This window comes from Mycolicibacterium frederiksbergense, from assembly GCF_012223425.1.
GTDB classification, from domain to species: Bacteria; Actinomycetota; Actinomycetes; order Mycobacteriales; family Mycobacteriaceae; genus Mycobacterium; species Mycobacterium frederiksbergense.
The window spans coordinates 3186029-3206106 of sequence record NZ_CP038799.1; the positions used below are offsets into that span (position 1 = coordinate 3186029).

21 protein-coding genes are annotated in these 20078 nt (G+C 67.6%); 17 read left to right on the top strand and 4 right to left on the bottom strand.

Annotated elements, in window-relative coordinates:
* The first annotated feature begins 182 nt into the window (after positions 1-182).
* Positions 183-530 (top strand): hypothetical protein, encoded by a 348-nt coding sequence (locus EXE63_RS18330; protein WP_168143083.1) that lies wholly within the window; start codon positions 183-185, stop codon positions 528-530.
* Between the two features lie 180 nt (positions 531-710).
* Here EXE63_RS18330 and EXE63_RS18335 read toward each other — a convergent pair whose 3' ends face one another.
* The 4 genes from EXE63_RS18335 to EXE63_RS18350 all read right to left on the bottom strand — a co-directional run bounded on the left by EXE63_RS18335 (position 711) and on the right by EXE63_RS18350 (position 4643).
* Positions 711-1451, bottom strand: a complete 741-nt coding sequence (locus tag EXE63_RS18335) for an SIMPL domain-containing protein (RefSeq protein ID WP_168143084.1) — start codon at positions 1449-1451, stop codon at positions 711-713.
* A gap of 65 nt (positions 1452-1516) precedes the next feature.
* On the bottom strand, positions 1517-2533 hold the full coding sequence (locus EXE63_RS18340; protein ID WP_168143085.1) for a zinc-binding dehydrogenase: 1017 nt from the start codon (positions 2531-2533) through the stop codon (positions 1517-1519).
* Positions 2533-3711 (bottom strand): LLM class flavin-dependent oxidoreductase, encoded by a 1179-nt coding sequence (locus tag EXE63_RS18345; RefSeq protein ID WP_168143086.1) that lies wholly within the window; start codon positions 3709-3711, stop codon positions 2533-2535. Before EXE63_RS18345 ends, EXE63_RS18340 begins: the two co-directional genes overlap by 1 nt.
* Positions 3708-4643, bottom strand: a complete 936-nt coding sequence (locus EXE63_RS18350) for an alpha/beta fold hydrolase (protein ID WP_168143087.1) — start codon at positions 4641-4643, stop codon at positions 3708-3710. Before EXE63_RS18350 ends, EXE63_RS18345 begins: the two co-directional genes overlap by 4 nt.
* Positions 4644-4789: 146 nt before the next feature.
* On the opposite strand from EXE63_RS18350, the gene ftsH reads away from it, so the two are divergent.
* The 16 genes from ftsH to EXE63_RS18430 form a co-directional block, all read left to right on the top strand.
* Positions 4790-7090, top strand: a complete 2301-nt coding sequence (gene ftsH / locus EXE63_RS18355; RefSeq protein WP_168143088.1) for an ATP-dependent zinc metalloprotease FtsH — start codon at positions 4790-4792, stop codon at positions 7088-7090.
* 16 nt (positions 7091-7106) lie between these two features.
* Entirely contained in the window at positions 7107-7724 is a 618-nt protein-coding gene (gene folE, locus EXE63_RS18360) for a GTP cyclohydrolase I FolE (RefSeq protein WP_168143089.1), read from the top strand.
* Between the two features lie 14 nt (positions 7725-7738).
* On the top strand, positions 7739-8605 hold the full coding sequence (gene folP, locus EXE63_RS18365) for a dihydropteroate synthase (RefSeq protein ID WP_168145648.1): 867 nt from the start codon (positions 7739-7741) through the stop codon (positions 8603-8605).
* Complete coding sequence (folB, locus tag EXE63_RS18370) at positions 8598-8978, top strand: dihydroneopterin aldolase (RefSeq protein ID WP_168143090.1); 381 nt, start codon at positions 8598-8600, stop codon at positions 8976-8978. The genes folP and folB overlap by 8 nt, the downstream gene beginning before the upstream one ends.
* Positions 8975-9502, top strand: a complete 528-nt coding sequence (folK, locus tag EXE63_RS18375) for a 2-amino-4-hydroxy-6-hydroxymethyldihydropteridine diphosphokinase (protein WP_168143091.1) — start codon at positions 8975-8977, stop codon at positions 9500-9502. Before folB ends, folK begins: the two co-directional genes overlap by 4 nt.
* The gene (locus EXE63_RS18380) at positions 9502-9987 is read left to right on the top strand and encodes a DUF3180 domain-containing protein (RefSeq protein ID WP_168143092.1); all 486 of its coding nucleotides are present in this window, start codon (positions 9502-9504) and stop codon (positions 9985-9987) included. Before folK ends, EXE63_RS18380 begins: the two co-directional genes overlap by 1 nt.
* A 56-nt stretch (positions 9988-10043) precedes the next feature.
* Entirely contained in the window at positions 10044-11246 is a 1203-nt protein-coding gene (locus EXE63_RS18385) for a DUF6779 domain-containing protein (protein ID WP_168143093.1), read from the top strand.
* Positions 11247-11326: 80 nt separating this feature from the next.
* Complete coding sequence (locus tag EXE63_RS18390) at positions 11327-12250, top strand: Rossmann-like and DUF2520 domain-containing protein (protein WP_168143094.1); 924 nt, start codon at positions 11327-11329, stop codon at positions 12248-12250.
* Positions 12247-13182 carry a pantoate--beta-alanine ligase gene (gene panC, locus EXE63_RS18395; protein WP_168143095.1) on the top strand — a complete coding sequence of 312 codons (936 nt, stop codon included), beginning with the start codon at positions 12247-12249 and terminating at the stop codon, positions 13180-13182. The genes EXE63_RS18390 and panC overlap by 4 nt, the downstream gene beginning before the upstream one ends.
* On the top strand, positions 13182-13589 hold the full coding sequence (gene panD, locus EXE63_RS18400; protein ID WP_168143096.1) for an aspartate 1-decarboxylase: 408 nt from the start codon (positions 13182-13184) through the stop codon (positions 13587-13589). The genes panC and panD overlap by 1 nt, the downstream gene beginning before the upstream one ends.
* A complete protein-coding gene (locus EXE63_RS18405) occupies positions 13589-14392 on the top strand; it encodes a type III pantothenate kinase (protein ID WP_168143097.1) in 804 nt (267 codons plus the stop codon). The genes panD and EXE63_RS18405 overlap by 1 nt, the downstream gene beginning before the upstream one ends.
* A gap of 30 nt (positions 14393-14422) precedes the next feature.
* Positions 14423-15937 carry a lysine--tRNA ligase gene (gene lysS, locus EXE63_RS18410; RefSeq protein WP_168145649.1) on the top strand — a complete coding sequence of 505 codons (1515 nt, stop codon included), beginning with the start codon at positions 14423-14425 and terminating at the stop codon, positions 15935-15937.
* A gap of 107 nt (positions 15938-16044) precedes the next feature.
* The gene (gene lsr2, locus EXE63_RS18415) at positions 16045-16386 is read left to right on the top strand and encodes a histone-like nucleoid-structuring protein Lsr2 (RefSeq protein ID WP_068002031.1); all 342 of its coding nucleotides are present in this window, start codon (positions 16045-16047) and stop codon (positions 16384-16386) included.
* A 272-nt stretch (positions 16387-16658) separates the two neighbouring features.
* Positions 16659-19181, top strand: a complete 2523-nt coding sequence (clpC1, locus tag EXE63_RS18420; protein ID WP_105362820.1) for an ATP-dependent protease ATP-binding subunit ClpC — start codon at positions 16659-16661, stop codon at positions 19179-19181.
* A 186-nt stretch (positions 19182-19367) separates the two neighbouring features.
* On the top strand, positions 19368-19592 hold the full coding sequence (locus EXE63_RS18425; protein ID WP_168143098.1) for a CbtB domain-containing protein: 225 nt from the start codon (positions 19368-19370) through the stop codon (positions 19590-19592).
* A gap of 24 nt (positions 19593-19616) precedes the next feature.
* The coding region (locus tag EXE63_RS18430; protein ID WP_168143099.1) for a CbtA family protein at positions 19617-20078 on the top strand (462 nt) is incomplete at its 3' end.

The window sequence follows — 20078 nt, forward strand, 5'->3', positions numbered from 1 at the left end:
CACCCGCTTGAGGCAGAGGTAGTATCGAACACAAGTTCGAATGCGACGTTGCTCCCATCATCGCTCGGTGAGCACAGACCGCGACTTCGGTCGCCGCGAGGTTCGATGTCCCCTTTGGGGACCCCCGGACCGTATTGCCTGATCGTGCCCGTTGGGCACCTTCTGTGAAAGCCGGTATCCACATGGACGCCACCCATCTCGACACCTTCATCGATGCGCTCATCGGCGACCTCACCCCCGCACCGGATGACGCCGCCGATCGCCGGCTGTGTCATCTGCTCGATATTCCCAGCCGGATCGTCGATGAACATCTTCTACTGGCGGTGTTGGCGGCCGCGGTCACCGCCCGCAACCTGGTCGACCATGTGACCGCCCAAGCGGTCGCGGCCGCCGAGCGTGTCGGCATCGAATTCGCCGACGCCGTCGGGCAAGAAGTCGCGCATGTGGCCGGCAGGGTCGCGTTGAGCGATGAAGACCGGGCAGGCCTACCTCGGGTCCGGCCGCCACCCTTGGCTCATCCCACCGCGTGACCGGGCCGGGCCCGAATCGGAGCACCTGAGATCACACGCCCGCCGCAGCCATGACTACCCTGCCCGCCGCCGCACAGACCACGACTCAGCACCTTGAAAACTACACAGAGAAACCGGCCGGAGCGCCGATTGCGTTGGTGGCCAACCCAACTACTGCAAACGAGCTAACGAATCAGGGCGCTAGGTCAGTTCCCAGATGACCGTCACCGAGAAGCCGACGCTCTGCTCGCCCGGCGCCAGCGGCACCGATTCGGCCATCGCGGAACGTGGCATCGGGACCGGCGGTGGGGGCGTGGTGCCGTCGGCCTCCGAGATCGAGATGACGTCTCCCAGGTTCATGCCGGACAGCTCGGCGTACTGCTGAGCGCGGTCCTTGGCATCCTCGAAGGCGCGGGTGCGGGCATCGCGCACCAGGGCGGAGTCATCGGCGATCGAATAGTTCACCGAGTTGATCCGGGTGTTGTCCCCGCCGGTGGTGACGATCAGGGCCAGGATGTCCGACGCCCGGTCGGCGTCGCGGATCTTCACGTCGATGGCATTGCTGGCCCGGTAGGAGGCGATGCTGGTGCCGTCGTTGTTGTACTGCGGCTGCAAGGTCACCTGGGTGGTGCTGATGTCCTTCTGCTCGATCCCGGCGCCGGTCAGCGCGTCGAGGACGGCCTGCTGACGTTGGCTGGTCTGGTTGAGCGCGCCGGTGACGTCGGCGGCGATGGCTTCCATTGCCGCAGAAACGGTCAGCGTGTCGGGGGTGCCCTGCACCTCGCCGGAGCCGACGACGGTGACCTGGCGGGCGGCCGCGGCGGACGGGTCACCGACCGGTGCCGGACCTGACTGTGCATCACAGGCGCTCACCCCGACGGCGAGCACCGCCGCGGCGAGAGCGAGACAGACACGGACCGGCCAACGTCGCGCGAGAGGCATGTTCGCACCATAGCGCCTCACGCAGTGACTGTGATCAACCGTCACGGCGTGACTGTGATCGACCGTCACGGAGTGACGACGATCTTGCAGTGCCGTTCTGGGTCCCCGAGATCTGCGAACGCTTCGGCCACCCCGTCCAGGTTCACCTCGCCGGTGACCAGCGGTGCCACATCGATATCGCCCTCGGCGATGGCCCGCAGCGATTCGGCGAATTCGGATGGGTCGTAGCCGAATACGAAGTGCAGGCTGATCTGCTTGGCGCTGGCGTAGAACGGGTGCACGGTGTCGGGTTGCATGCACACACCGGCCACCACGACGCGGGCGCCGGCCGGTGCCCGGCGCAGCACGTCGTCGATGACACCCGGGGCGCCCACCGCCTCGAACACCACCACCGGTGCGCTCTGATGGAAAGGCGAACCCTGCGCGGGGTCGACGGTGACATGTGCCCCGACGGTCTCGGCCAGCTGCCGTCGAGTGGGGGAGAAGTCCGCTGCCACGATGGTTTCCACGCCGCGGTACTTCAGCGCGGCGATGATTGCGATACCGATCGGGCCGCATCCGATGACGAGTGCCGGCTCACCGCGTTCGATCTTCGAGGTGTTGACGGCGTGCAGGCCGACCGCCATCGGCTCGGTCAGAGCGGCGTGGTGGGGGTCCAGGCCGTTGGGTACCGGCAGCAGCAGCGGAGCCGACAGCAGCATGCGCTCGGAGTAGCCGCCGATGGTGGTGTTGCTGTACACGATCATGTCGAGCCCGGTCGGTGTCAGCAGCACCGGGACCGAGGTCACCAGTGTCCCGGGGGCCGGCGCGTCGGTGCCCGGCCCGGCCTCCAGGATCTCCGCGCTGAACTCGTGGCCCATGTAGACGTCGGCCGCCAGGTCGATACCGGCCAGGGTGTCGGGCATGCCCTCCATCTCCGCACCCGCGGCCAGCATCTGATCGCCGTGCGAGGCGAAATGCAGGTCGGATCCGCAGATTCCGCACGCCTTCACCGCCACCAGCACCTGGCCGGGGCCGGGTACCGGTTCGGGCACGTCATCGCGCACCACCATCGCGCCGTCACGTAGTACCGCGGTGCGCATCAGCGCTTGTCCGCGGCGTGCTCGGTGATGGCGTTGACGATGGCCTGCCCGGCGCGGCCGAACAGCTGGTCCCGGATGCCCTTGGCCCACTCGTGGGAGGCCTGCGGTGCGCTCAGCTGTCCCTTGAAATGCGGGATGACCTCCCGGGCGAACAACTCGTAGGAGTGGTAGGTGGCCGCCGGCGAGGCCCAGTCGTGGCCGAGCAGCAGGAACGTGCCGAACCCGCCCGAGCGGTCCAGCAGATCCTGGATGTAGGCGATCGCCTCTTCTGTGGTGCCGATACAGCAATTGCCTTTGGCCGCATAGTCTTCGACGAATTGCCGGGCATCGCCTTCGCCGCCGTCGGCCGAGTTGGACAGCGGTACGAACCCTGCCGCGCCGAAGTAGTTCGCGAAATCCTGCAGGCCGTAGGTGCAGTCCTCGATCGCCTGTTCCTTGGTGTCGGCGACGTGCACGATCCCCAGCACCCGCCAGTCCTTGCGGTCGGGTGCCTCGCGCCCCGATGCGGCGGCCTGGTCCTCGACGATGCCCCAGGTGGTCTCCAACGCCGCGGCCCCGCCGGGCACCGACATCGACAGCGACAGCAGCGAGGTGCCGAGCTGGCCGGCCAGCCGCGGTCCGGACGGCGAAACCATTGCCGCGGTAGATATCTCCGGGTACGGCCAGGTGTATGGGCGGATGTGCAGCGCCGCGTCACGCAGGGTGAACCAGTCGGTCTGCCGGTCGATCCGTTCCTCGGGGCCGGCCCGGAAGAGTGCCAGGATGGCGTCCAGGGACTCCTGCATCATCCGGCGCTGCTCGACGGGATCGATCCCCATCATGTAGGCATCCGAGGGCAGCGCCCCCGGCCCGGTGCCGAACATGACCCGGCCCCTGGTCAGGTGATCGAGCAGCACCCAGCGGTCGGCGACCATCAGCGGGTGGTGGTAGGGCAGCGACACCACGCCGGTGCCGAGCCGGATGTGGCGCGTGCGCTCGGCGGCCGCGGCGATGAACACCTCCGGGCAGGCGATGAGTTCATAACCGCCGGAATGGTGTTCACCGAACCAGGCTTCGTCGTAGCCCAGCCGGTCGAGTGCCTCCACCCGGTCCATGTCGTACTGCAGTGCCAGGGTGGGGGACTGCCCGGTCGGATGGAACGGTGTGATGAAGACCCCGAAGTCCAGTGGACGCGTCATGCGAGACTCCCGAGGAACTCCAGCAGCACCGCATTGACCTCGTCGGGCCGCTCCTGCTGCAACCAATGCCCCGCACCGTCGAGTAGCACCTCCCGGTAGTCGCCGGTGGCCACCTCGGTCACCCGGTCACGCGGGGTGAATCCCAGTACCGGGTCGGCGCTGCCGGCCAGGAACAACAGCGGCACGGTGATGGTGTGTGCCGCCAATCCGTCGGCCGCCGGATCGGTGAGTTCCCAGTTGCGGTCGAAGTTGCGGTACCAGTTCAGCGGTCCGGTGAAGCCGGTCACCTCGAACGCCCGCACGTACTCGTCGAATTCCTCGGTGCTCAGCCAGTCCGGCAGCGCCGGCAACGGCTGCTCGGTCATCTCGTCGACGGGGCCGCCGAATCCCTCCAGCGCCACCATCCGCTGCAGCGAGGAGCGGACATCGGCGTTCAGCGCGGCGTCGGCCACACTGGGTTCCTGGAAGTAGAGGATGTAGAAGAAGTTGTCGCCGAAGATCTTGCGCCAGATCTGGGTGGGCGGGGCCGAGGCCCGCGGGATGGGCGGCACGCTCAGCGCCGCCACGGCGCGCACCCGGTCGGGGTAGTACAGCGGGAAATTGGTGGCCACCGGGGAGCCCCAGTCATGGCCGATGAGCACGGCGCGCTGCGCGCCCACGTCATCGAGCAGTCCGGCGATATCGGCGGTCAGTTCGGCGATGTTGTAGGCCTCGATCGCCTCCGGGCGCGAGGATCCGCCGTATCCGCGCTGGTCGGGGGCCAGCACGTGGTAGCCGGCCGCGGCCAGCGCGGGGATCTGGTGACGCCACGAATGGGCCAGTTCGGGGAAGCCGTGGGCCAGCACGACGACCGGATTACCGGGGTCGCCGGCCTCGGTCACCCGCAACGTCACGCCATTGGTATCGACTAACCGGGTGGTTGGTGTGATCACGATCTCACCCAAGCACACGGGGTCCGCGCGGGCGAGCATCCCGGGCGGGGAACTTCTGATCGTTGGTCAAGCGGTAGCCTTGAGTTTTCCAACTGCGCTTATCGGAAGGACCGGGCCGGCCGCACCCATGCAGGCCGGAGATATCGATGAACCGTAAAAACGTCATCCGCACGCTGTCGGCGATAGCCGTCGTGCTGCTGCTGGGTTGGTCCTTCTTCTACTTCAGCGACGACACCCGCGGATTCAAGCCGGTCGACACCTCGGTGGCGATGGCCCAGATCAACGCGGACAATGTCAAGAGCGCCCAGATCGACGACCGTGAGCAGCAGCTCCGGCTCGAGCTGAAGTCGGGCAACGGCGACACCGAGAACAGCGACAAAATCCTCACCAAGTACCCGACCGGTGTCGGGGTGCAGCTGTTCGACGCGTTGAGCGCCAAGAACGCCACGATCAACACGGTGGTCAACCAGGGCAGCGTGCTGGGCACCCTGCTCATCTACATGTTGCCGCTGCTGCTGCTGGTCGGCCTGTTCGTGATGTTCTCCCGCATGCAGTCCGGTGGCCGGATGGGCTTCGGTTTCGGCAAGTCCAAGGCCAAGCAGCTGTCCAAGGACATGCCCAAGACCACCTTCGCCGATGTGGCCGGCGCCGATGAGGCGGTCGAAGAGCTCTACGAGATCAAGGACTTCCTGCAGAACCCGAGCCGGTACCAGGCGCTCGGCGCGAAGATCCCCAAGGGCGTGCTGTTGTTCGGCCCGCCCGGAACCGGTAAGACGCTGCTGGCCCGCGCCGTCGCCGGTGAGGCCGGCGTTCCGTTCTTCACGATTTCGGGTTCTGACTTCGTCGAGATGTTCGTCGGCGTCGGCGCCTCCCGGGTGCGTGACCTGTTCGAGCAGGCCAAGCAGAACAGTCCCTGCATCATCTTCGTCGACGAGATCGACGCCGTCGGGCGTCAGCGTGGCGCCGGTCTGGGCGGCGGCCACGACGAGCGTGAGCAGACGCTGAACCAGCTGTTGGTCGAGATGGACGGTTTCGGTGAGCGGCAGGGCGTCATCCTGATCGCCGCGACCAACCGCCCCGACATCCTGGATCCGGCCCTGCTGCGTCCCGGCCGGTTCGACCGCCAGATCCCGGTGTCCAACCCGGACCTGGCCGGCAGGCGCGCAATTCTCAAGGTGCACTCGGCGGGCAAGCCCATCGCCGGCGACGCCGATCTGGAGGGCCTGGCCAAGCGCACCGTCGGGATGTCCGGTGCCGATCTGGCCAACGTCATCAACGAGGGGGCGCTGCTGACCGCCCGCGAGAACGGCACCGTCATCACCGGCGCGGCGCTGGAAGAGGCCGTCGACCGGGTCGTCGGCGGTCCGCGCCGCAAGAGCCGCATCATCAGCGAGCACGAGAAGAAGATCACCGCCTACCACGAGGGCGGCCACACCCTGGCGGCCTGGGCGATGCCCGATATCGAGCCGATCTACAAGGTCACCATCCTGGCGCGTGGCCGCACCGGCGGTCACGCCGTGGCGGTGCCCGAGGACGACAAGGGCCTGATGACCCGCTCGGAGATGGTCGCGCGGCTGGTCTTCGCGATGGGCGGGCGGGCCGCCGAGGAACTGGTGTTCCGCGAGCCGACCACCGGTGCGGTCTCCGATATCGAGCAGGCCACCAAGATCGCCCGTGCCATGGTGACCGAATACGGCATGAGCGCCAAGCTCGGCGCGGTCCGCTACGGCACCGAACACGGCGATCCGTTCCTGGGCCGGTCCATGGGCACCCAGGCGGACTACAGCCACGAGGTCGCCCAGATCATCGACGACGAGGTGCGCAAGCTGATCGAGGCCGCCCACACCGAGGCGTGGGAGATCCTCACCGAATACCGCGATGTGCTCGACATCCTGGCCGGCGAGCTGCTGGAGAAGGAGACCCTGCACCGCAAGGAACTCAAGGCCATCTTCGATGGGGTCAAGAAGCGTCCGCGGATCACCATCTTCAACGACTTCGGTGGCCGGATCCCGTCGGACAAGCCGCCGATCAAGACCCCCGGCGAGATCGCGATCGAGCGTGGTGAGCCGTGGCCACCCCCGGTGAAAGAGCCCGCCTACAAGACCGCCATCGTGGAGGCCAGCAAGGCCGCCGAAGCGGCCGGCCCGAATGGCGCAGGCGGATCCGGCACCAACGGCGCCAACGGCACCAATGGCGCACCCCCGAACGGCCAGGCACAGCCGGACTACGGTGCGCCGGCCGGCTGGCACGCTCCGGGTTGGCCCCCGCGTCCCGAGGGTGGCCAGCAGCCGCCGCCTCCGCCGCAGGGCTGGTACCCACCCCAGCATCAGCCACCCCAGCACCAGCCCGGCCCGCCGCCGTCCCCGTACCCACCGCAATACGCGCCGCCCCCGCATTCGCCCGGCAACGATCAGCAGGGCCCGGACGCCCCACGGACCCGTGGCTGAACAGAACGGAGCGTCGATGACGACGTCAGGGAATGACCTCGCCGAAGCGGTCGCCTTCACCCCGGCCCACTTCGACCAGGAACGCGCGGAAGCGGCGGTCCGCGAGCTGCTGATCGCGGTCGGCGAGGATCCGGACCGGCACGGTCTGGTGGATACCCCCGCGCGGGTGGCCAGGGCGTACCGGGAGATCTTCGGCGGTCTCTACACCGATCCCGACACGGTGCTCAACACCACCTTCGACGAGCAGCATGACGAGCTGGTGCTGGTCAAGGGAATCCCGATGTACTCCACCTGTGAACACCACCTGGTGTCGTTCCACGGGGTGGCCCATGTCGGGTACATCCCCGGACTCGACGGCCGGGTCACCGGCCTGTCGAAGATCGCCAGGCTTGTCGACCTCTATGCGAAACGCCCGCAGGTTCAGGAGCGGCTGACCGCACAGATCGCCGATGCCCTCATGCGCAAGCTGGACCCGCGCGGGGCGATCGTGGTGGTCGAGGCCGAGCACCTGTGCATGGCGATGCGCGGTGTGCGCAAGCCGGGCGCGGTGACCACCACCTCGGCGGTGCGCGGACAGTTCAAGACCGACAAGGCATCACGGTCCGAGGCGCTGGAACTGATCCTCCGGAAGTGACCGTGCCGGTGGTGATGGGTGTCGTCAACGTCACCGAGGACTCGTTCTCCGACGGCGGCCTCTTCCTCGATCGCGACCGGGCCGTGGAACGGGCGATGGCGCTCGTCGCCGCCGGTGCCGCGATCATCGATGTCGGCGGCGAATCGACGCGCCCGGGTGCCACCCGGGTCGCCCCCGAGTTGGAGAGCTCGCGGGTGCTGCCCGTCATCCGGGATCTGGCCACCGCGGGTGTCGCCGTCAGCATCGACACCATGCATTCGTCGGTGGCCGCGGCGGCACTGGAGAACGGCGCGCAGATCGTCAACGATGTCTCCGGCGGGCGCGCCGACCCGAACATGGCAGCCGTGCTGGCCGAGGCGAAAGTGCCATGGGTGCTGATGCATTGGCGGTCGGTGCGCGCCGATGCCCCGCACGAGGTTCCCGCCTACGCCGATGTCGTCGGCGAGGTGCACGAGGACCTGTTGCGCAGCGTGGACGCCGCGGTCGCGGCCGGCGTGGACCCGGGCAAGGTGATCATCGACCCCGGCCTCGGTTTCGCCAAGACCGCGCAACACAACTGGCAACTGCTGCGCGCGCTGCCGACGTTCGTGGCGACTGGATTCCCGGTCCTGGTCGGGGCGTCGCGCAAACGGTTCCTCGGCGCACTGCTCGCAGGACCCGACGCGGTGTTGCGCCCGGCCGACGGGCGGGAGACGGCGACGGCGGTGATCTCCGCGTTGTCGGTTCTGGCCGGCGCGTGGGGCGTGCGGGTACACGACGTGCAGGCCTCGGTCGATGCACTCAAGGTAGTGGACGCGTGGTCCGGCGGGCAGGAGCGAAGCGACTCGGGGGAACGGTCCGGTGGGCTGGAGCGAAGCGACTCGGGGGAAAATGATGGCTGATCGAATCGAACTGCGCGGGTTGACCGTTCGTGGGAACCACGGCGTCTTCGACCATGAGCGCCGGGATGGACAGGACTTTGTCATCGATGTGACGGTGTGGATCGATCTGGACGCGGCCGCCGCGACCGACGACCTCGCCGACACCCTGAACTACGGAACGCTGGCGGAGCGGGCGGCCGCGATCGTCGCGGGCCCACCGCGCAACCTGATCGAGACGGTGTCCGCCGAGATCGCCGAGGACGTGATGACCGATGAGCGTGTGTATGCCGTGGAAGTTGTCGTGCACAAGCCCAGCGCGCCGATCCCGCTGACCTTCTCCGACGTCGCGGTGGTGGCGCGGCGGTCCCGGCGCGGCCGGGGCCTGGCGCCGTGAGCACCGCGGTGCTGTCCATCGGGTCGAACCTGGGCGACCGGCTGGCACATCTGCAGTCGGTGGTCGACGGCATGGCGGCGCTGGGCAGCCGGATCGTGGCGGTCTCGCCGGTCTACGAGACCGACGCGTGGGGTGGCGTCGAACAGGGCGCCTTCCTCAACGCGGTCCTGATCGTCGAGGACCCAGCGTGTGACGGCCACGGCTGGTTGCGGCGCGGTCAGCAACTGGAGTCCGCGGCCGACCGCGTGCGCGAGGTGCACTGGGGGCCGCGGACCCTCGATGTCGACATCGTCTCCTGTCGCGACGGGGCAGGCGAATTGCGTTCCGAGGACGCCGAACTGACCCTGCCGCACCCGTTCGCCCATCAGCGTGCGTTCGTACTGGTGCCGTGGCTGGCCGCCGATGCCGGCGCCGAGTTGTCCGGCGCGCCGGTGGCCGAGCTGGTGGCGAGGCTGGAGGAGGCCGAGCGCGCCGGGGTGCGGCCCACCCATCTGAGCCTGGATCGCCAGGGACATCGATCCTGATGGGACCGACCCGTAAGCGCGACCTCGCGGCAGCGACGGGTATCGCCGCCGTCGTCTGCTACCTGCTGGTCGTCTTCCTGTACCGGTGGTTCCCGCCGATCACGCTCTGGACGGGACTGTCCCTGCTGGCGGTGGCGATCGCCGAGGCGATCTGGGGAAACCTCGTGCGATCGCGTATCGCCGACGGCCAGATCGGCATCGGTGCGGGACGGCTGCATCCGCTGGCGGTGGCCCGGTCGGTGGGGATCGCGAAGGCATCGGCCTGGGTTGGCGCGCTGGTACTGGGTTGGTGGGTCGGGGTTCTCGCGTATCTGGTGCCGCGCCGCGGCACCATGCGAGTGGCGGGCGAGGACACCGCCGGTGCTGTGGTGGCCGCACTGTGCGCACTGGCATTGCTCGCGGCCGGGCTGTGGCTGCAGCATTGCTGCACGTCTCCGGATGAGCCGAACGACAAACCCGACTCGTACAGTGGCGCAGCCGAGTAGCCGAATCGCCGTGCAGGTCGACACGCGATGCGAGCTGTGAACGGTACAGTCGCCCCATGACCGATCCGTCCCGCGGCGTGCGCGTTCGACGCGTCAACCGCAGGCCGGGTTGGGTCCTGCTGACGGCGTTGCTGGTGCTCGCCATCGTTGCCAGCACGGTGCTGGTCTTCACCAATCGGGTCGAGTTGCTCAAACTCGCCGTGGTGCTGGCGTTGTGGGCGGCGGTCGCCGCGGCGTTCGTCTCGTTCATCTATCGGCGGCAGAGCGATCTCGACCAGGCCAAGGTGCGCGACCTCAAATACGTCTACGACCTTCAGCTGGATCGCGAAATATCCGCGCGCCGCGAGTACGAACTGGCGGTCGAGGCCCAGCTGCGCCGCGAGCTGTCGGCGGAGTTACGGGCCCAGGCCGCCGACGAGGTGGCCGCGCTGCGGGCCGAACTCGCCGCGCTGCGCACCAACCTGGAGATCCTGTTCGACACCGACCTGGACCACCGGCCCGCGCTGGAGACCGAGCGCCCCGCCGGCCGGGTGATCGCCAGCCGCATCGACACCCCGGTGCGCGCGGAGTTTCTCCCACCACCCCGCCCGGCGCGCGAACCGCGCACCGAGGAAAGCCCGATCATCGACGTGCCGGCCGAACCGCACCCCCCGGAATATCAATGGGCACCTCCCGAACCGGTCGGGCCCGAGCCGGTCGCTCCCGACCTGTTCGGTGGGGCGCATCGACGGGCGTCGGACGCCGAGGAGCCCGCACCCTGGCAGCGCCGCGCGGCCACGTCCCAGCCGCCGCCACCGCCGCCACCTGCTGCCCCGCCGATCCCGGAGCCGGCCGCCGCGCAGTGGTCGCCGCCTCCGGCCGCCACCTGGGAGCCGCCCCCGGCCCCGGAGCCGACCCCCCGCGCCGAGCAGCCGGCCCCGGAGACACCGGAGCGCCGTGGCCGCCATTACGGCTCGGACACCGAATCCACCCCGCCGCCGCGCCGCTCCCGGCACGCCGTGCCCGGCGAAACCGGTCCGCCGCCGCCGCGGACCCGCCGGGCGGCCCCGCCGGACCGTGAGCCCCCGGCTCCGCCGGTGCCGTCGCCCACCCCGCCGCCCGCGGCCCGCCACCGCAGCGCCGAGGAACTGCAGCGCGCAGCCGAGCAGCCGGAGCCCGAAGGCGGTCAGCACGCCGGTGGTCAGCCGGTTTCCGAATTGCTCTCGCGCCTGCAGGCAACCCCCACCGGCGGTGGCCGGCGCCGACGCCGCGAGGAGTGAGCTAGGCTCTCCCCGACCGTGCGGTACCCGGATAAGGGACCGCAACGTTTATCACGACTGAATTTGCGAGGTCGTCTGTCATGGTCGACGGACTCCGTCCGGCGCGGCTCACTGTCGGCATCATCTCGGCCGGCCGGGTGGGAACCGCTCTCGGCGTGGCGCTTGAGCGCGCCGAACATGTCGTGGTGGCCTGCAGTGCCATCTCCAACCAGTCCCGCGAACGCGCGGCCGCCAGACTCCCCGACACCGCCGTGCTGCCCGTGCAGGACGTCGCGGCGCGGGCAGAACTGCTGCTCATCGCGGTGCCGGACGCCGAACTGGTGGCGCTGATCTCCGGGCTGGCCGCCACCGACGCGGTGCGTCCCGGCACGATCGTGGTGCACACCTCGGGGATGAACGGGGTCGGCGTACTCGAACCGTTGACGGCCCAGGGCTGCATCCCGCTGGCCATCCACCCCGCGATGACCTTCACCGGCTCCGATGAGGACATCGCCCGGCTGCCCGACACCTGTTTCGGGGTCACCGCGCTCGACGAGATCGGTTACGCGATCGGTCAGGCGCTGGTCCTGGAGATCGGCGGTGAACCATTCCGGGTCCGCGAGGACGCCCGCATGCTGTACCACTCGGCGCTGGCGCACGCCGGCAACCATCTGATCACCGTCATGCTCGACGCGGTCGAGGCGCTGCGCTCCGCGCTGCGCGGCCAGGAGCTGCTCGGTCAAGAACTCGTCGGTGACGCACCCGGCGGACTCGCCGAGCGCATCGTCGGCCCGCTCGCCCGGGCCTCGCTGGAGAACGCCCTGCAGCGGGGACAGGCGGCGCTGACCGGGCCGGTGGCCCGCGGTGACGCGGTCGCTGTGGCCGCACATCTGCGCGCCTTCGGTGAGGTGGATCCCGAACTGGCGCAGGCATATCGATCCAACTCACTGCGCACCGCTCAGCGGGCGCACGCACCGAAGGACGTGTTCGACGTGCTGACCACACCCGGGACGGGGCAGAAGTGACCGACCGCAAACCGCCGGCCTACGCCGCCGGTGAACTGAATGTCTACACCCGGCCTGCCGATATCGCGGACGTCACCAGGGCGCTGCGGGGGGCCGGCAGGCGGGTCATGCTGGTGCCGACGATGGGCGCGCTGCACGAGGGCCACCTCACGCTGGTCCGGCACGCCCAGCGCATTCCCGGTGCGGTGGTGGTGGTTTCGATCTTCGTCAATCCGCTGCAATTCGGTGCCGGCGAGGATCTCGACGCTTACCCGCGCACGCTGGAGGACGATCTCGCGGCACTGCGGGCAGAGGGGGTGCAGATCGCCTTCACGCCGACCGCGGCGGATATGTACCCGGCCGGCCCACGCACCAGCGTGCACCCGGGGGCCCTCGGTGCAGAACTGGAAGGCGCCTCCCGGCCAACACATTTCGCCGGCATGCTGACCGTCGTCATGAAGTTGCTGCAGATCGTCGGGCCGGATCACGCGTTCTTCGGTGAGAAGGACTATCAGCAATTGGTGTTGATCCGCCAGATGGCCGACGACCTGAACCTCGGTGCCCGCATCGTTGGGGTGCCGATCGTGCGAGAGGCCGACGGACTGGCCATGTCCTCGCGCAACCGCTACCTCGACCAGGAGCAGCGCGAACAGGCTTGTGCCATACCGTCGGCGCTGCTGGCCGGCATGTACGCCGCGGGCGAGGGTGTCGATGCCGCACTGGACGCGGCCCGGTCCGTGCTCGACGAGGTCCCGGCGATCAGCGTCGACTATCTGGAGGTGCGCAACACCTGGCTGGGGCCGGCGCCGCAGACCGGAGCAGCCCGGCTGCTGGTCGCGGTTCGCCTCGGCGGCACCCGACTGTTGGACAACATCGCCATCGACATCGGGGTGCCCTCGGGCACCGGTCCGGATGTCGCGTACGACGAACACGAATTGCCCTGGAGGAACTGATGTTACGGACGATGCTGAAATCGAAGATTCACCGCGCCACGGTGACCCAGGCCGACCTGCACTACGTGGGTTCGGTGACCATCGACGCGGACCTGATGGATGCGGCCGACCTGCTCGAAGGTGAACAGGTCACCATCGTCGACATCGACAACGGCAACCGGCTGATCACCTACGCCATCACCGGGGAGCGTGGCAGCGGTGTGATCGGGATCAACGGCGCTGCAGCGCATCTGGTGCATCCAGGAGATCTGGTCATCCTCATCGCCTACGGCACCATGGAGGACGCGCAGGCGCGCGAGTACCAGCCCAGGATCGTCTTCGTCGACGCCGGGAACCGTCAGATCGATTTGGGCGCCGACCCCGCCCACGTGCCGGCCGATGCGTCCGGCCTGATGTCGCCGCGCTGATGCTGCTCGCCATAGACGTCCGTAACACGCACACCATCGTCGGGCTCATCTCCGGTACGGGCGAGAACGCGAAAGTAGTGCAGCACTGGCGGATCCGCACCGAATCGGAAGTGACCGCCGACGAACTGGCGCTCACCATCGACGGTCTGGTCGGTGAGGATGTCGAGCGGCTGACGGGTGCGGCGGCGCTGTCGACGGTGCCCTCGGTGTTGCACGAGATCAGGCTGATGCTGGAGCAGTATTGGCCCGCGGTGCCGCAGGTCCTCATCGAGCCGGGGGTCCGTACCGGGATCCCGCTGCTGGTGGACAACCCCAAGGAAGTCGGGGCCGATCGGATCGTCAACTGCCTGGCTGCCTTTCACAAGTACAACTCGCCGGCCATCGTGGTCGACCTCGGTTCCTCCATCTGTGTCGATGTGGTGTCGGCCAAGGGGGAGTTCCTCGGCGGCGCCATCGCGCCGGGAGTGCAGGTGTCCTCCGATGCCGCGGCCGCCAGATCGGCAGCCCTGCGGCGGGTGGAGTTGACCCGTCCGCGCTCGGTGATCGGCAAGAACACCGTGGAGTGCATGCAGGCCGGTGCGGTGTTCGGATTCGCCTCCCTGGTGGACGGACTGGTGGAGCGCATCCGCGCCGATGTGGAGGGTTTCGGCGGCAGCGACGTCGCGGTGGTCGCGACCGGGAACTCCGCTCCGCTGGTGCTGCCCGATCTGCGCACCGTCGGACATTACGACCAGCATCTGACCTTGGAGGGGCTGCGGTTGGTGTTCGAGCGCAACCGCGACAACCAGCGCGGCCGCCGCTGATTAAGCTGGCTGTCCGTGAGTTCTTCTGACGTGCCTGCCGCCCCGCCCCAGCCCGAGCACGACGACACCCCGGAGCAGTACCGGATCCGTCAGGCCAAGCGCGAGCGGCTGCTCGCCGAGGGTCGTGACCCGTATCCGGTGCAGGTGGCGCGCACCCATTCGCTGGCCGAACTGCGGGCGGCCTACCCGGATCTGCCGGTGGACGCCCAGACCGGCGATGTCGTCGGCGTCGCGGCCCGGGTGGTGTTCGCCCGCAACTCCGGAAAGCTGTGTTTCGCCACCCTGCAGGACGGCGACGGAACCCAGTTGCAGCTGATGGTCAGCCTGGCAGAGGTGGGCCAGGAGTCATTGGATGCCTGGAAGGCGGACGTCGACCTCGGCGACATCGTCTTCGCGCACGGACAGGTCATCAGTTCGAAGCGCGGGGAACTGTCTGTGCTGGCGGATTCCTGGCAAATAGTCTCCAAGGCGTTGCGGCCGCTCCCGGTGGCTCACAAGGAGATGAGTGAAGAATCGCGGGTGCGGCAGCGCTACGTGGACCTCATCGTCCGGCCCGAGGCGCGCACCATCGCCCGGCAGCGCATCGCGGTCGTGCGGGCGGTGCGATCGGCGCTGGAGCGCCGCGGGTTCCTCGAGGTCGAGACACCGATGCTGCAGACCCTGCCCGGCGGCGCGGCGGCCAGGCCGTTCATCACCCACTCCAATGCCCTCGACGCCGACCTGTATCTGCGAATCGCGCCGGAGTTGTTCCTCAAGCGCTGTCTCGTCGGTGGTTTCGAGAAGGTTTTCGAGCTCAACCGGAACTTTCGCAACGAGGGTGCGGATTCCACACATTCTCCGGAATTTGCGATGCTGGAGACTTATCAGGCCTACGGCACATATGACGATTCCGCGACCGTCACCCGTGAACTGATTCAAGAAGTGGCCGATGAGGCCCTCGGTACGCGCGAGGTCCAGCTGCCCGACGGCAGTACCTATGACTTGGACGGCGAATGGCAGACGCTGGAAATGTATCCGTCGCTGTCGGCGGCACTCGGTGAAGAGATCACCCCGGACACCGACCTGCCACATCTGTTGTCCATCGCCGAACGTCTTGAGATCGAGATTCCCGCCGACCGCGGTTATGGACACGGGAAATTGGTCGAGGAACTGTGGGAGCACACGGTCGGAGAAACGCTGTGGGCGCCGACCTTCGTCCGTGACTTCCCGGTGGAGACGAGCCCACTGACACGCGCTCATCGCAGCATTCCGGGCGTCACCGAGAAGTGGGATCTCTATGTGCGCAAATTCGAATTGGCCACCGGATACTCCGAGCTCATCGACCCGGTGATTCAGCGCGAACGTTTTGTCGCGCAGGCCGCTGCGGCCGCCGCCGGTGATGATGAGGCGATGCGCCTCGACGAGGATTTCCTCGCCGCTTTGGAGTACGCGATGCCGCCGACCACGGGTACCGGAATGGGTATTGACCGTCTCTTGATGGCTTTGACGGGGCTGACGATTAGAGAGACCGTTTTGTTCCCGATTGTGCGCAGACACTCAAACTGACTGCATATCCGCCAGTGGTTGTTGAATGAATTCCATCCGTATGCAAGCATTACCGCAGGGGTCCGGGGTGAATCTGCGAGTGGCCACAGAAGGGTCGTGTGAGCTATATGGCGAAGAAAGTCACCGTCACACTGGTTGACGATTTTGACGGCGAAGCGGCGGCAGATGAGACCGTGGAATTCGCGCTCGACGGTGTGAGCTATGAGATCGATCTTTCTTCGAAAAACGCTGCCAAACTGCGCGGCGACCTCAAACAGTGGGTGGAGGCCGGCCGCCGCGTCGGAGGCCGCCGCCGGGGACGTTCGGCGGGAACGGGTCGCGGCCGCGCCGCGATCGACCGTGAGCAGAGCGCGGCCATCCGGGAATGGGCGCGGCGCAACGGTCACAATGTGTCGACCCGCGGGCGTATTCCGGCCGAGGTCATCGACGCATTCCACGCCGCGACATAAATTGACCCACGCAAAATAACGGTCGGTAGCCAGCTCTCTTTCGCCCACGACCGGGCCGCTCCGCTGCTTCGCTCACGGCGAACTCGTCAAAGTGCTTTTCCGGAAACGTTCGGCGTGTGCTGGGCGTTATGCCACAGACGGCGGTAGCAAGGCCCGACACCAAGAGGGGCACGGGTTTCCCCCGACCACTACAGTGGACGGCAGGTGCGGTGCCTGTGCAGTTCCTGTACAGCGCACGTGGCCGCCCTATGTGAGGAAGCGCAGGTAAACCGATGTTCGAGAGATTCACAGACCGTGCCCGTCGGGTGGTCGTCCTGGCCCAAGAAGAGGCCCGGATGCTCAACCACAACTACATCGGCACCGAGCACATCCTGCTCGGCCTCATCCACGAGGGTGAGGGCGTAGCGGCCAAGTCGCTCGAGTCGCTGGGCATTTCCCTGGAAGGCGTGCGCAGCCAGGTCGAAGAGATCATCGGCCAGGGCCAGCAGGCGCCGTCGGGTCACATCCCGTTCACGCCGCGCGCCAAGAAGGTTCTTGAGCTCTCCCTGCGTGAGGCCCTGCAGCTCGGCCACAACTACATCGGCACCGAGCACATCCTGCTGGGGCTGATCCGTGAGGGCGAGGGCGTGGCCGCCCAGGTCCTGGTGAAACTGGGTGCCGAACTCACCCGGGTGCGCCAGCAGGTCATCCAGTTGCTCTCCGGCTACCAGGGCAAGGAAGCGGCCGAGGCCGGTACCGGCGGACGCGGCGGCGAGGCGGGCAACCCGTCCACGTCGCTGGTTCTGGACCAGTTCGGCCGCAACCTGACCGCCGCGGCCATGGAGGGCAAGCTCGACCCCGTGATCGGCCGCGAGAAGGAAATCGAGCGGGTCATGCAGGTGCTGAGCCGCCGCACCAAGAACAACCCGGTCCTGATCGGTGAGCCCGGCGTCGGTAAGACCGCCGTCGTGGAGGGCCTGGCCCAGGCCATCGTGCACGGCGAGGTTCCCGAGACGCTGAAGGACAAGCAGCTCTACACCCTCGACCTCGGCTCGCTGGTCGCCGGCAGCCGCTACCGTGGCGACTTCGAGGAGCGCCTGAAGAAGGTGCTCAAGGAGATCAACACCCGCGGCGACATCATCCTGTTCATCGACGAGCTGCACACGCTCGTCGGGGCGGGTGCCGCCGAGGGCGCGATCGATGCCGCCAGCATCCTGAAGCCGAAGCTGGCCCGCGGTGAGCTGCAGACCATCGGTGCGACGACCCTCGACGAGTATCGCAAGTACATCGAGAAGGACGCCGCGCTCGAGCGCCGCTTCCAGCCCGTGCAGGTCGGTGAGCCCACCGTCGAGCACACCATCGAGATCCTCAAGGGTCTGCGCGACCGCTACGAGGCGCATCACCGCGTCTCCATCACCGACGGTGCGCTGGTGGCCGCGGCCACGCTGGCCGACCGCTACATCAACGACCGCTTCCTGCCCGACAAGGCGATCGACCTGATCGACGAGGCCGGGGCCCGGATGCGCATCCGCCGGATGACCGCACCGCCGGACCTGCGCGAGTTCGACGAGAAGATCGCCGACGCGCGCCGGGAGAAGGAATCCGCGATCGACGCGCAGGACTTCGAGAAGGCTGCCAACCTGCGCGACAAGGAGAAGACCCTCGTCGCGCAGCGTGCCGAGCGTGAGAAGCAATGGCGCTCAGGTGATCTCGACGTCGTTGCCGAGGTCGACGATGAGCAGATCGCCGAGGTGCTCGGTAACTGGACCGGTATCCCGGTGTTCAAGCTGACCGAGGCCGAGACCACGCGTCTGCTGCGCATGGAAGATGAGCTGCACAAGCGCATCATCGGCCAGGAGGACGCCGTCAAGGCGGTCAGCAAGGCCATCCGGCGTACCCGCGCCGGCCTGAAGGACCCGAAGCGCCCGTCCGGTTCGTTCATCTTCGCCGGCCCGTCCGGCGTGGGTAAGACCGAGCTGTCCAAGGCGCTGGCCAACTTCCTGTTCGGCGACGATGACGCCCTCATCCAGATCGACATGGGCGAGTTCCACGACCGCTTCACCGCGTCGCGGCTCTTCGGTGCCCCTCCGGGTTACGTCGGCTACGAAGAGGGCGGCCAGCTCACCGAGAAGGTGCGCCGCAAGCCGTTCTCCGTCGTGCTCTTCGACGAGATCGAGAAGGCCCACCAGGAGATCTACAACACCCTGTTGCAGGTCCTGGAGGACGGTCGCCTCACCGACGGGCAGGGTCGTACGGTCGACTTCAAGAACACCGTGCTGATCTTCACGTCCAACCTCGGCACCAGCGACATCTCCAAGGCGGTCGGGCTCGGCTTCACCCAGGGTGGTGGCGAGAACAACTACGAGCGGATGAAGCTCAAGGTCAACGACGAGCTGAAGAAGCACTTCCGCCCGGAGTTCCTGAACCGTATCGACGACATCATCGTCTTCCACCAGCTGACGCAGCAGGAGATCATCGAGATGGTCGACCTGATGATCGGCCGGGTGTCCAAGCAGCTCGCAGCCAAGGACATGACGATGGAGCTGACCGAGCAGGCGAAGTCGCTGCTGGCCAAGCGGGGCTTCGATCCGGTGTTGGGTGCGCGGCCGCTGCGTCGCACCATCCAGCGTGAGATCGAGGACGCGCTCTCGGAGAAGATCCTGTTCGACGAGGTCGGGCCGGGTCAGGTCGTCACGGTCGACGTCGAGGGCTGGGACGGTGAGGGTGCCGGCGAAAACGCCAAGTTCACCTTCGCCGGACGGCCCAAGGCTGTCACCACCGAGGAGCCGGACCTGGCGGCCACGGCCGCTGAGTAGCAGTTACACGCACAAAGCCCCCGACCGGAGCATCCGGCCGGGGGCTTTGGCGTAGTATCCGTACTGCTCTCGACGGACAACGGAATCTGGTGTAATCCCAGAACGGTCGCGCCACTGTGAAAGTCAGACCCGAAGCCCGTCAACCCGCTTTTCTACCTGGGACGCGAATTCCCGAAAGGATCGGATATGACTTCTGCTGAGGCATCCAAGGCGCCTGGCGCCCGGGCCCGCGCCATCGACCTCTCCGCCGCCTCCGCGGTGGTGTGGCTGTCGGCGACTGCCTTCCTGGCACTGCTGGTGCTGTATTTCGTCGGCATGGATCAGGGTGCGACATCGGTCTTCGGGGCCAACACCGTCATCCACGAGTTCGTGCACGACGCCCGGCATCTGCTCGGCTACCCCTGCCACTAGACGCCGGAAGCAGAAACAACACCGATGGAAAAACGAATCATCGGGCGCGGCCTGCTGGCCGGCGCCCTCGGCGGCGTACTCGCATTCGTCTGGTCCTGGATCTTCATCGAGCCGGTCATCGACCGTGCCATCGAGTTCGAGGACGGCGTCAGCGCAGCCCATGAGGCCATCGAACACGGTGGTCATGCCCACGAGCACGGCGGCGGTGGTGGCATCGAGATCACCCGGACCGTGCAGTCGACGATCGGTCTCGGCTTCGGATTGGTGGCGTTCAGCGTCGCCATGGGCGCACTGCTCGCGGTGCTCTTCTGCGTGGCCTACGGACGCATCACCAGCCTCTCGGCTCGCGCGACGGCGGCCCTGCTGGCCGGCGGCATGCTGATCGCCCTGTGGATCGTGCCGTCCCTGAAGTACCCGCCGAACCCGCCGGCGGTCAGCCTGGACGAAAGCCTGCAGCAGCGCACCCTGTTGTACCTGCTGCTGACG